Origin of the sequence: Pseudomonas caricapapayae (assembly GCF_001400735.1) — a bacterium.
GTDB classification, from domain to species: domain Bacteria; phylum Pseudomonadota; class Gammaproteobacteria; order Pseudomonadales; family Pseudomonadaceae; genus Aquipseudomonas; species Aquipseudomonas caricapapayae.
Genome location: NZ_LJPW01000059.1, coordinates 69,381 through 82,434, shown reverse-complemented (window position 1 = coordinate 82,434; position 13,054 = coordinate 69,381). Strand labels below are relative to the sequence as shown.

The 13,054-nt window shown below is 50.5% G+C and carries 9 protein-coding genes; 3 read left to right on the top strand and 6 right to left on the bottom strand.

Going from position 1 to position 13,054, the window contains the following annotated elements:
• Window positions 1–200: 200 nt before the first annotated feature.
• The 3 genes from ALO80_RS08895 to ALO80_RS08885 all read right to left on the bottom strand — a co-directional run bounded on the left by ALO80_RS08895 (window position 201) and on the right by ALO80_RS08885 (window position 2,972).
• Entirely contained in the window at window positions 201–746 is a 546-nt protein-coding gene (locus ALO80_RS08895) for a 3'-5' exonuclease (protein ID WP_159420666.1), read from the bottom strand.
• Window positions 747–948: 202 nt separating this feature from the next.
• Complete coding sequence (locus ALO80_RS30600) at window positions 949–1,677, bottom strand: HNH endonuclease family protein (RefSeq protein WP_144434210.1); 729 nt, start codon at window positions 1,675–1,677, stop codon at window positions 949–951.
• Window positions 1,674–2,972 (bottom strand): AAA family ATPase, encoded by a 1,299-nt coding sequence (locus ALO80_RS08885; RefSeq protein WP_055008713.1) that lies wholly within the window; start codon window positions 2,970–2,972, stop codon window positions 1,674–1,676. The genes ALO80_RS30600 and ALO80_RS08885 overlap by 4 nt, the downstream gene beginning before the upstream one ends.
• A 1,088-nt stretch (window positions 2,973–4,060) precedes the next feature.
• Here ALO80_RS08885 and ALO80_RS29285 point away from each other — a divergent pair.
• The gene (locus ALO80_RS29285; RefSeq protein ID WP_159420665.1) at window positions 4,061–4,423 is read left to right on the top strand and encodes a tyrosine-type recombinase/integrase; all 363 of its coding nucleotides are present in this window, start codon (window positions 4,061–4,063) and stop codon (window positions 4,421–4,423) included.
• A 424-nt stretch (window positions 4,424–4,847) separates the two neighbouring features.
• On the opposite strand, the gene ALO80_RS08870 is transcribed toward ALO80_RS29285, so the two are convergent.
• From ALO80_RS08870 to ALO80_RS08860, 3 genes are all read right to left on the bottom strand, one after another.
• Window positions 4,848–5,942: a hypothetical protein gene (locus ALO80_RS08870; protein ID WP_055008711.1), complete on the bottom strand. Its 1,095-nt coding sequence runs from the start codon at window positions 5,940–5,942 to the stop codon at window positions 4,848–4,850.
• Window positions 5,943–6,021: 79 nt separating this feature from the next.
• The gene (locus ALO80_RS08865; protein ID WP_235812466.1) at window positions 6,022–6,882 is read right to left on the bottom strand and encodes an HNH endonuclease; all 861 of its coding nucleotides are present in this window, start codon (window positions 6,880–6,882) and stop codon (window positions 6,022–6,024) included.
• Entirely contained in the window at window positions 6,879–8,420 is a 1,542-nt protein-coding gene (locus tag ALO80_RS08860) for an AAA family ATPase (protein ID WP_055008710.1), read from the bottom strand. The genes ALO80_RS08865 and ALO80_RS08860 overlap by 4 nt, the downstream gene beginning before the upstream one ends.
• Window positions 8,421–8,619: 199 nt before the next feature.
• Here ALO80_RS08860 and ALO80_RS08855 point away from each other — a divergent pair, with 199 nt between their 5' ends.
• Window positions 8,620–10,932: an AAA family ATPase gene (locus ALO80_RS08855; protein ID WP_055008709.1), complete on the top strand. Its 2,313-nt coding sequence runs from the start codon at window positions 8,620–8,622 to the stop codon at window positions 10,930–10,932.
• Window positions 10,929–12,803, top strand: a complete 1,875-nt coding sequence (locus ALO80_RS08850; RefSeq protein ID WP_055008708.1) for a UvrD-helicase domain-containing protein — start codon at window positions 10,929–10,931, stop codon at window positions 12,801–12,803. The genes ALO80_RS08855 and ALO80_RS08850 overlap by 4 nt, the downstream gene beginning before the upstream one ends.
• The last annotated feature ends 251 nt before the right edge of the window (window positions 12,804–13,054 follow it).

Here is a 13,054-nt window from a genome sequence, read left to right as displayed (position 1 = left end):
GAGCCGCAGATGACTGAACAGGACATAAAATCCGAAGACATTCCATAGCGACTACGACGTACCGAGCGGCCAATGCGGCATCAATCCTGCCGAGCAACAGGCTTTCCTGTTAAGGCATGGCGTCCAGCGCCACCTCTTGCTGCTCAGCCAGGACGAAAGCTCGGGTGGGGAATTACCAACAGAAAAAATCTAACCATGCGCTATTGGCGAAAATCTTCAAAAAACATGCGCGAAGTATCAACGCGTTCAGACGCTTTTGGTAAGCCGTTCCCCCCAGCAGCATTTTCTTCCATAAACCAATAACAGTAGAGCTTGGCACGAGTGATGGCTACGTATGCTAGGCGCATGACTTCGTCGCCTTGAGCGTCATCGTACGCGAGCGCTTCCCCGTTCATCGACAGATCCGCCTGCACGTAGGCTTGGTTACAATAGTCTGACAGCATGAGCTGTTCACAATCGCCGACCAGAAAAACCACATCCGCTTCCAATCCTTTGGATCCGTGGTAGGTCATAAGGCGTATGTTGTCAGGCTTCTTGTCCCGTTTCGCTCTGTTGAGAATACCACTGAGTGTTGTGGGGAGAGCACCCTTAGTGCTTCTGGAGCGCGTCAGAACCATGATCTCGTGACCTTGACTGTAGTGACGTTCGACCATTTCCAGCAGGCGATCATCGTCTCGCTTCCATAGTTGTACGGGGTTCAGGACGTTTTTCATATCTGGATGTGCAGCATCGATAATGAATACCAAGGGACGGGCCTTTTGACTTGGCTGAGGCTCAAAGAAGATAGGCAGGCAGAGAACCCACATCCTGTCTGGCCAAGACCTTCACGCTTCAAATCATAGTTTGTCACGTGAGCAAAAGCGCCCACCAGGAATTGGTAGGCCTTGCCAGGGGCAACTACTGGTCGATTGTCCTGCTTGAATCGACCACAACAACTCCATCGCCCCACTAAATAACGTCTGGAATTGTAGGGTTGCGTCCTACAGGGTCGTTGTTCGCATTGAACCAATTCACGCGATCAATTTTAAACTGCGGTATATCTAGCATCGCATCGATCACGACCTTCTCATTCTTAAAAACCTCTAGCCACAGACTGAAAAAACCATCTGTGACCACACTGTCCACTATGCTACCTAGCGTGCATTTTCCGAATTTATACTCAAGGTAACGTCGAACTGCTTTACTTCCGATTACTGCTTTTCGTGTGTACCTAGCATCCCCCTCACCCGAAGCTAACAATTTTTGATCAAGCTTATAAAGATCAATAGTTGCTGTCGCTCGTGCAAACTGCGCAGCATTGAGTCCCGAATGAGGTTTCACAAGCAACGCATCCGGCCCTATCAAAGTGGTACTGAAAGCCATCAGGGTATTATTAAAATGAGGCCAATAGTATCTTAAACGATAAGGCTGCACAGGAATCGTAATGTTTTTTCGAGAATTACAAGAAATACAGATAAGCAAAAAGTTTGGCCACTTATTGCTTAATGATGGATAGATTTCTTTCGGCTTTATGTGCTCAACGGCCAAACCCATAGGTAATTGGATTTCACAAAAATGGCAATACTGGCCAGTGCGGTCTACTAAGAACTCGCGAGCTCTAGTCCAATCCGTAAACACCAACCTTATTGCGCTATTATTTTTGCGCGTTGGCCACCCCCCTTTATTGATAGGTCTCATTCCCTTCCCTTCTCTTTCAGCTCCAAGAAAGCTTTGTACTCTGGATCATTTGTTTCAGATAAAGCAATTTGATCCAATGCCTTACTAATTTTTTCATAATCGTCAAGGCTAAGCTCTCCATTTGTAGCCTCTATTTCGGACAACTGTTGCGTAGCATCTTTTACTCGCTCCTCGAAATCATCACTCCTGATTCCGTCCACACCCATAACTTGTGTGGCAACTTTATTGATTGGCAGCAAATTCGGGGACTCGCTTAGTTCCAATTCATCGAGATTCACTAGCTCGTCAGCTTCGAGGCTCTGGACAATAAACGGAGAGTGCGTGGTAGCTACAAACTGAATATTTGGAAAGGCCACCTTCAAATCATTAACGACACGCTTTTGCCAGTTAGGATGAAGGTGCTGGTCTAATTCATCAATCAATACCACCCCAGGCGTAAGATTCACCACGTCACGCCCAAGATGTGGATTGAGTTGAATGCAGCGGAATGCAATATCTGCAATCATACCAATGACGTTTCTGAAGCCGTCACTCAATTGATTATAACTAAGCTCCAGTGTGCGACCTGAATTATCTACAAACGTCCCGGTGAGAACTTCCTGCTTGTGATCATATTTAACGTTAGTCCAACGTCCATCAATCACTAACCCTTCAATGGCTGCCTTAAAAGCTTCCAAATGCGCGCGCTCCATCGGGCGATCGAATTTGGCCACACTATTTTCTTGAGTTTTAATCCAAGAAATGAAACCTTTACTAGAAGATTTTGCCGAAAGAGCATTGATATAAGCGCGATCAACACCCTCTATCTGTTTCTGATATTTTGGAGCTTCATGTTCCGCCCATAACCGCCCTGTGCCGTGATAGGCGATAACGGGGAATATAGCCTCAGCACCGCCCTCTCGCTCTTCACGAGGAGTTCTGCTCAGCTTCAACAAATATTGAGCAACGTCTTTTATAGGTTTTGCATCTTTAGTGGTAGTTTTCTTAATAAGGATACTACGCCCCCAAGGTTTGAGCTCCTTACCATTCACACTCCCTTTTGCCTTGATTTCAACAGGTGTCTGGGGCTTTTGCTGCCCATCAATAACCACCATCCTGACTTCATCCCAATTGATGCTTCGAGCGGGCACTCCAACACCAAGAAAAAAACTACCCAGAGCGACAGCTAAGGCATCTAGCACCGTAGTTTTACCGGTAGCATTATTTCCTATAAAAACAGTAAACCTATCGTTCAGTTTGAAGGATCGATTGGATACCCCTTTAAAATTTTTTATCGAAATCTCAGTTATCTTCACCTGTCCTACCCCTTGTATGTTTGCTTTGTACAACCCGCCCGAGTTTTGTTGACGATGCAAAGATCACACCCAAATAATACACTACAGCTGGCTCTCTTGCCAGAGCCTATCTCAAAGCTTTATACGCCCACCACCTAAGTTCGAGACGGAATTACCTCCTCCATCTCAACTAAACATTCCCAAAGTTTAAATCACTAAAACTATTGCTCTATTTCAACCCCACATAGATTATCTTACTTCCCCTTTGCTGCCCCTCGCTGGGCAACATGATAGCTATCCTGGATAGCAAGCAACTGGTGTCCCAATAGGGGAACAAATGGAAAGGTGCAATTGTGGGCATTGCCGCTAGAGTGATCCAATTTGAGCACGCCATCCTCAAAAATGAGCCTGCGCGCATGGACTGAATAGATACCCTCATTCTTCTTCGTAACCATGAATGCGCCTGGGGAAAGTACGCCACCACCTGCCTTGTAAGCAGTCTATAGGCTTCGCCAGCCGCATTATCACCCCTACCCAGTCTGTTGTTGCAAGCCTGATAGTTCGTCTGGAACTAGCTCCCGTTGCTGGATACGCCCCTCATGCTCCAATCTCGTACCTGCCCACGACCGGCGCGGGCGTCGTTCGCTACCTGGCGGAATACGCCGACAAGCTCTCGATCAATACGCTAAAGCAGCGTTTGGCAGCCCTTGCGCATGGCATATTACTCAGGGTTTCCCTAACCCCACCAAGACCCCTGACGTTTGCCAGATGATCAAGGGCATCAGGGGCGTGCATCCTGGAAAGGTGAAGCAGGCCGCCCCGCTCCTGCTGAAGCACCTAGGGCAGGCGGTCACATGGCTTGAAGGGGAAGCTGCAGTTGCGATTAAACGGGGAGATTACAAATCGCTGGTGTGTCATCGTCACTCGGTGGCGATTATCTGATTGGGTTTTGGCGTGGCTTTCGTGGCAATGAGTTGGCCAGACTAACGGTCGAGGATACCCAAGCCATAAGTGGATAAGGCATTACTTTTTTCCTGCCCTACACCAAGGGTGATCACCAGCATGAAGGAACCACGTTCCAGACGCCCGCACTCACCATGCTTTGCCCCGTGGAGGCCTACATCAACTGGGTAACAGTTGCCGGCATTGCGAAGGGCCCTGTGTTCCAGCGGATTGATCGCTGGGGCAATCTGTCAGGCAAAGCCATGCAACCGTATAGCCTGATTCCCGTGCTACGCCGCATTTTCAAAGAGGCGGGATTGCCAGCCGAGCTCTTTAGCAGCCACTTGATGCGGCGAGGCTTTGCGACTCGGGCGTCTGCCAATGGCTGGGACATCAAGGGGCTGATGAGCTATGTGGGCTGGAAGGACATGAAGTCAGCGCTTCGGTATGTAGATGCTAGCGTTTCTTTCGGTGGGATAGCGTCACGCGAATCCCCCATCGAAGGGAAGCGGCTGACCGGCAGAGACTGATGCCCAGCACGGGGCTAATGTCTCAGGCTCGTTGACGCGTTTCGAAAAGCCAGTACATTCGGGCAAATCATCCGCAATATACTGGATCTGTTCAAGTGTCCGTTACTGTCTCCACTCCTGCGCGAACCTACCTGTTCTGTAGCTTGGCATAGGTAGCTGCACTTTCGTTTCTGCTACAAAATTTGCAATCGTGCGGCACGAGTCCACTTGAAATATGGAAATGCCGTTTCCCCTCTTAAGTACTCGCCTGTCGATTGGTTGAGCAACTCGACTGGAAGCCCGCACCGCCAGTCGATAATGCAGCCTGCACTGGAGTGGGCAGACCCAGTTTCTCCAGGAAGTTCTGAAACGATTTACTTGGGGTTGCATCCCCTTATTTAGCGATAGCTGCAAGATCGAAAAAAATCCGCATTAACGTTTAAGGTCAATAAACGGTGTAAAATCTATTGCCACACAGAAGATAGATTTTTTCAAATTTCCTTTTTCCACCTACCAGACTCTGTTGAACTTGAGTGATAGTTTCTTGAATTAACGACTCGTCTCCTTGATAAGTGTAATCTTGGGGGATAACCACCAAAAGAGATCTTTGATCAGGGTATTGCTTTTTATGTTTGCCATTTATTGCAGATACTATTTTCTCACCTAGAGAATCACTCATCTTTTTGAAATTGGCCCGATTTTTTACGGGCAAAAAACCACTACCTACCTGAGCAACCAAAGAAAGTAATTTATGGTCGCCCTCCGGCAAAGCCCAGGTAATCTCCAATATTTCTTTCGTTAACCCGTCTGCTTGCGATATCTTCAAATCAAAAATATCAGCTTTTAGTCCAAACGACAAAATCTCATCATCAGCCGCCTTAATCTTTTTCATATAATAAATTGGCAAAAGCTCCTCGCGCAGAAGTTTATTCTCGGGCCTTCTGGTGGAAAAGAAGCCATCCTCTGCAGCGAAATAGCTTAAGTTCTCTTCTGTACTATTTTGAAAATAATTATTTATAACGGCTTTGAACGCGACCACAGACATTGGACTGTCAAACAAGGAAATATCAACAGATTCTTTTTCATAGCTTTTTTCTTTGGGCGCTTCACGTGACTTTAATTCCAGATCCGCACCCTCCACAATTGAGAAGTAGTGCATAAGAAAATCAGGATCCGGGAGAAAGTCTGGTTGATCCGTCCGCACAAACTCTTTATCGGCTGCGTCCGGAAATGCTCTTAATACATCATTGATTTTCCTCTCCAGTTCAGAGGCTACTTGATTTTTGATTAGCGGATCCTTCTCAAAAAAGCTGAACCACCAGATGAAATAATCCTCATAAATAAGATATTCATGCTCGTGAAAATAAACTTCCTTGTTTAACTCGCTCTTAAAAAAGGTTAATTCCGAATTTATCGCCTCGACCAGTTTTGAGTGAGTGCTCCAGCCTAGTGTGACCTTTGGATTGCCTTCCGGAAAGCAGACAAAACCATGAAACTGCTCCGCCTCCAATTTATCTAAATCATCACTGCCTATCATCATCGACTACTCCGTTGTCGTTATAACCATTTACCTAGAACGCATCAAATTATGGGCAGAGCTATCGCTAGTTATAATGCCTCTACCGAAGCTCGGCATTGCAAAACAAGGCGTCATCCGCCAAGGTTTCGTAGAGTGTTTTCTTCCACCCATTGATCAACAAATCAGGCGTATTAGCGCCTGAACGGAGGAAGTCTGAAAAAGCTTCAGGAGGCTGCCTACTGAAGTAGTTTGTACGCATGTCCATCAGGAAGCTGAGTTCTGAGCCCGCTTGGACGCTGTATCGCTCGGCAATTCCGAATAGGGAGAAATGGTTAATTACCCTTGCCTTGTCCTCATCACTCCAGTCATCAGGTGGACTGGCGCTGTAGATGATTGAGCAAGGGCTGGTGTGAGATACGGAAACACTGATCCACCTTTCCTCAAAAAACTGTCGTTTGTCCAGATATGGGTGAAGCGGTTGCCGATGCGGGTGGTCAATCAAGGGGTTACGTTTGTCGGTATTGCAGTCACGGCAAGCAGGGATCAAGTTTTGGGGAACGATAGCCAGCTTCGGGTAGTTGGCTTTTGGCAAATAATGATCCAGGGTTCGCGGTCGTCCTATTCCACCACATGTAGGACAATGGTCACCTGCAGCCACCAAAATAGAGTCGTAGAGTGCTCGGCCAGGTTCTCGCTGCACCATGTAGTATTCGTAGAGGTGAACAAGCTCGCTTTTTCGAATGTCATCGATCATGAAGGGATCATCCCCCCTGGCCGACCTCAATGAGGGTAACTCCCACGTGGATCCTGCGGCGACTCTTTCGATAAATTCGGCGGCGTTGGCTGTGATACTTGGAAGAATCCCCCTCATTCTAGCTCTCTGCTGATCATCGATGATCGCCGAAGTGCAGGCCATGTAGGCCTCCTCAGGGGTGCAATTCGGGGCTAACAGTTGCTTCATTCCTGCGCCTTCGAATCACGCTCAGCGATTAATGCTCGAAGAACTGCCTGCCCCTCAAGCCCCAATTTTCCACCAAATTTTTGAAGGATGACCTCAAAGCTATGTCCTTCGGCAGCCTCAGCAGCAAGCAGCGTGTGAAAACCCGAGCATACCACCTCCAAGCCAAAAACTTCCCGAGTCAGAATCCCTACGTTCTCGCCGAACGTCTCGACTGTTGGCCTGTGGGCTGAGGCCACCAAATTAGAACGATAAATTTTCCACACACACGATGCAGGGATTTCTTGAAGTACTACCGGAGAATGCGTAGCTAAGATCGCTACACCGTTGCGATCTAGGAGCAACTCACTCAGTGCCCTAATCAATGCTGATAAGAGCGGTGGATGCAAATGGCTTTCGGGCTCATCCATAAGGACGAGAGTCTTTTCTTCGACACGCTCGACCAGCTTTGTGATAGTCAGCAGCACGATCGAGTGGCCGGAGCTGAGGTTCGAAAAGATTTCGTTAGCTGTCGTGACCCATTCTTCGCCACTCAAGGACAGAAGCCTGTCGAATCCCAAACCTGCGAAATTCTCATCAGTTTGTAACGTTTTGACGGCCTGTCGCCAACGGTTTCGCTTATGCGTTTCCCGCAGGCACCCTCTCATACCGTCAATGAAGTCTGATTTGAGAGCGTCCCGGCGCTTTAACTCATGCCATGCGTCCTCGCCTTTAGACTTTAACCCGACATAGAAAAAACACGTGCCTTTGGCTGGATCGGGCTGCTCTGGAGGCGGATCAAAGGGGTCAAATGCGCTAAAGGATACGAGCACTACACTGCTGAAAAAATCTGGGGCAATAATCGCTCGCTGCTGCCCCCAAAACTGAACTTGGTAGATGGCATCTGCACCAGCGTGGCGATTATGGATGGCATTGGTGATGCCATTAAGGATGGTGGTCTTTCCGATGCCGTTTCGTCCGATTAGCGCGTGCACATTTGTCAGGGGCGTCGAATCAACATTCACATCAAAACTCAACTCAATGCCCGCAGTAGAACTGTCAGCATGTTTCGAGTAGACGAAGGAAAAATTTGTTCGAACGGCACCACCAAGAAGGACGCGTGCAAATTGATTTTTTACGCTGACCAAGCTGACATTGCGCAACAATGAGATCGATAGCACGGGCTCCTCTATTATCGTTTCCAGGATTTCAGGGTGAGCGACAATGTCATTCATCCCACGGAGGAAGTCGAACCTTAGATCGCCTGAGAATGAACTCGCGATTTTTTGATAGTACTCCACACTGGTACCTAGTGAGAAGAAGCCTTCTGGAACGTTTTGGAAAGAATCTGGAAGTTTGGAGCGTGTGGTTGTTGCAGTATCCTGCCCTTTGAATCCAATCTTGACGTTCTCAAGATCGTGAGCCCTACCAAACTCGTCGTATACGATGACATAGAACATTGTGACAAAACTGTGATCGTTCCAGCGGTCAAATTTGAGATACGCAGTGCTGATCTTCCCGCTCGGGAATTTGTCATCCCTGCCTATGATATGGAATTCCATTCTTCCCTGTTCCTGATGAGCACGAGGCTAAGCGACTGACTTGAGTGGATGCCGCTTATGGTGGCACTTCGGCTCCAGAACTACAAACCAATGAGCATTAGCCAGTGGATTGAGCTTGGTGCCCTTCGGCTAGCAGTCAGCTACAGTTCTATAACCTAGCAGTGGCTCACGGCCATCGCCTTATCTCAGGGAGGACTCCATGCGCATCCAGCATCTGGAGCTTGCGAATTTCCGCAAGCTTAAATCCGTTAGAATCGACTTGGCGGCCGAAACCACTCTTCTGGTAGGCGCCAACAACAGCGGCAAATCATCAGCAATGCTGGCACTGCGCAAATTCCTGGTTAAGCCGACGACGTTCCGGCTGCAGGATCTCACCCTTTGCCATATCGCCACGCTCGATGCGATTGGTCAGGAGTGGGAACAGGCCGATGACAGCTTCGCTATTCCAGCATCCAACGCTTGGGCTGACTGGCTGCCAACGCTCGACGTGTGGATACAGGCAGCTCAGGGTGAGCTCCATCACATTCGCGATCTGATTCCCAATTTTTCCTGGTCTGGTGGAATGGTCGGGATGCGGTTTCGATTGGAACCGGACGATCTACCCACGCTCTACGCCGATTATCGAAAAGAGCGTGCTCGTGTGGCCACTCTCCTTCAGGAGATCCAGAATCAGGCTGAGCAAGGACAACAGCGCCCTACCCTAAAGCTATGGCCGCAGAGTCTTCATGACTATTTAAACCGGCGCTTGGTCAAGTCGTTCAAGGTGCACTGGTATCGGCTTAACCCGGATATGCTTTCTGCCCCGTGTACCGAAAACCGGACAGCGATCCTACAAGCGCTGGCTGACACTGCAGTGCCACTTGAGCGTAATCCACTCCTCAGTCTGATCCGGGTTCATGAGATCAATGCTCAGCGCGGTTTCGGAGACAGCGCCGATGAGGGGCAAGATGACAGTAAAACGGGAAGTGGCAGGAAGTTGTCTGAGCAGCTGCGAACCTATTATCGCCGCCACCTCGACCCTGGCGACAGCCCAGACGTATCGGATCTTGAAGCGCTCAGGGCCATTGAAGCTGCCCAAAGCGCTTTTGACACTAGGCTAACAACGAGCTTTGCGCCCGCGCTTAGAGAGGTTGCAGGCCTTGGGTACCCGAACAACAGCGATCCCAGCATCAAAGTGGCAACCCGCCTCGGCCCAACTGATGGCTTAGATCATGAGGCAGCAGTTCTGTTTGAGTTGGACTCGGTTGCAGGTGCGCCTGGAGAACCTCGCTTAACGCTTCCAGAGACATCGAACGGCTTGGGTTACCAGAATCTGATCTCCATGATCTTCCGGCTCATGGCATTTCGTGACAACTGGCTGAGGAAGTCCCGAATCCCCGAAGAACGCACCACTGCGAACGTCGAGCCCATACACCTTGTGCTGGTTGAGGAGCCCGAGGCGCACCTGCACGTTCAAGTCCAGCAAGCGTTTATAAAGCATGCGTACCACGTGCTCTGCAACGACCCGGTGCTTGAGGAATTTCCTAACCTGAAGACCCAACTGGTCGTCAGCTCCCACTCAAGCCACGTCGCTCACGAAATCGAATATGAACACCTGCGCTACTTCCGGCGGCTCCCATCCGGCATGGCAGGCATACCCATCCCTGTTTCGACCGTTTCCAACCTGAGCACCGTATTTGGCCAAACAGGCAAAACTAAAGAGTTCGTCACACGGTACCTGCGAGCGCACCACGCCGACCTGTTTTTCGCTGATGCTGTGATCTTGGTGGAAGGCGCTGCAGAGCGAATGATCCTGCCCCATTTCCTGCGGCAGCATTTCAAGTTCCTCGACCAATGCTACATCACCATCCTAGATATTGGTGGGAGCCATGCACACCGACTGAGGCCATTGGTGGATGCGTTGGGTATCGCGACGCTGGTCATCACCGATCTCGACGCGGGGAAAGACAAAGCGGCTCAACCAGTGGCTAGGGGCGCAGAACAGATTACTAACAACCCGACTGTCCGCCATTGGATGAGAGTGAAAGGACTCGGCCATGATGTGGACACGCTGCTCGACCTAGAGGATGCGCATAAAGTCGAAGAGATCGACTCCCTATACTCAATCAGAATCGCGTATCAGACCCCTATCTCTGTTCAGTTGCCGAAGACCGGTGCGCAAGGCGAAGCGTTGCCAAATACGTTCGAAGACAGCTTGGCATTAACCAATATCCAGTGCTTCTCGGGTAATCGCCGACGTGGATTGATGCGTGCTTTCAGCCAGGCTATCCAGGAGTCTGAAACAGGACAAGCTTTGGCCTCGGCGCTGTTCGATACGCTGCGCACGGGCGACAAAGCCGAATTCGCACTTGAGGTGCTCGGTGATCCGGCGTTCGGTCAGCTTGCAGTACCCGCCTACATCCATGAGGGCCTGACGTGGCTGCAGTCCAAGCTGGAGCTCAAACGCAAGGATCTACTGGTCGTTCCTGCCGCGATCGTTGAGGTAACAGAGATCGTTGAGGTAGCAGAATGAGCCCCGCGACGACTGAGTACGCCGAAGGTGCCCGTGATGCCGATGAGGTGATCCGAGAGTGCTTGGACTTGGATCACCCGAAGAGCTTTTTTCTTTACGCCGGCGCAGGATCAGGGAAAACGCATTCCTTGGTTACAGCGGTGAGTGAGCTGAAGTCCCGAGAGCACAAACGGTTGACGTTCGAAGGGCGTCAGGTGGCAATCATCACCTACACCAACGCGGCGTGCGAGGAGATTGCCCGTCGTCTGGAGAGTGACCCCTTGGTAGTCGTTTCAACCATCCATGCGTTTTCATGGCGAATGATCCGGGGCTTCAATGACGACATCCGCGAGTGGCTTCGGATCAAGCTTGGCGAAAGTATTGAAGAGCTGAACGCAAAGCTCCTCAAAGCCCGAGATCTGAATAACAAAACGGCTCGTGCCAATCGTGCATCGCTTGATAGTAAAACGCGGCGGCTGGCTGCCTTGAATGAAGTCGTCAGTTTCACTTACAGCCCCACCGGAGAGAACCGAGGGCGCCAAGCGCTGAATCACGCGGAGGTTATCCAGATGGCGGCTGCATTTATTCAGCGCCCGCCTCTGCTGGACGTTATGGCCGATCAGTACCCGGTGCTTCTGATCGATGAAAGCCAGGATACCAATGGCGCTCTCATGGACGCGTTTCTGACCGCTCAATCGCTTATCCCTGCACGGTTTTGCCTGGGCCTTCTCGGCGACACCATGCAACGAATTTACAACGACGGGAAAGAGCACCTGGAGCGGGCTATTCCCGATGACTGGGCTATCCCTGAAAAACCCGTAAACCGCCGATGCCCCACGAGGGTCGTTGAGCTCATCAATGTCATTCGCAGCGCTGCCGATGATCATCAACAGACTCCAAAACCTGACGCGTTCCGAGGTGCCGTCCGCCTGTTCTGCACTCATCAAGCTGCGGGCACTGGCTTTGAGTTGGAAAGTCGGGTTGCCGAGCGTATGGCGCAAATCACAGGCGATCAGCAATGGGCTGCTGGAACCTCAGAGCGCAAAACTCTAATCCTTGAGCACAAAATGGCCGGGAGACGCCTTGGCTTCGAGGGGGTCTTCACGCCCCTTTATGCGGTAGAGCATCTGCGCACCGGTTTGCTGGATGGGACGCTACCAGTACTCAAAATGTTCTTCGAGGGCGTCATGCCTATCCTGGCCGCTGCCAACGAGAGCGAATTTGCTCTGATGGAAGCTGTACGGTTGATTTCGCCTCTGCTGGAAAGTGATCGGATGAAAGCGGCCCCTGATCAGTTGGCATTGCTTCAGCAGGCAGGTATGGGCTGTCAAACGCTGTGCGGACTATTCGCCGACAACAATCCATCCTTGGCCGATGTCGTGTGGGCACTAGTAGAAACAGGTCTGCTCGAAATACCGGAACGGCTACTGATGGCAGTTGCACAAGGTGTGACCGACGAGGAGCCGCCGGATACCATCGACCGTGAGGCGCTTGAAGTGCACGCGTACCGTGTGCTCCTGGGGCGGCCTTACTCTGAAATGGCCGCATTCGCCGGATACGCAGAAGGCCTGTCTCCCTTCGATACACACCAGGGGGTGAAAGGCTTGGAGTTTCCAAGGGTCATGGTGATTCTCAACGATGAAGAGGCCGGAGGATTCCTGTTCAGCTACGACAAGCTGTTAGGCGTTAAGGCGCCCTCAGACAACGACATCAAGAACCAGCAAGCAGGCAAGGACGATGCCCTTTCTCGGACGCGAAGATTGCTGTACGTCACTTGCAGCCGGGCTGAGGAAAGCTTAGCCATCGTCGTGTACACCTCACAGCCAAGAACTGCCATACAGCGCGCAATCGAGGCCGGTTGGTTTACCGCTGAGGAAGTCGAGATTACGTGATTATGATGGCCAAACAATTCCGGTTCTATCTGCGCCTTCAAGCCAGAGAGCATTGAGCTTATGATCCAGCACCGGGATGCACTCGTCGTGAAAGCATGACCGAACTTGGGAACAGACGTCAGCACCATCAGCACGTCAGTTTCATCGGAAGCGCTCGACCACCTTCCCCACCCGGTTGCCCTAAAAAAACACTGACTGATGCAATGTGCAGAATTTGCACAATGCACATATCGTGTTCCGCGACAAAGCGC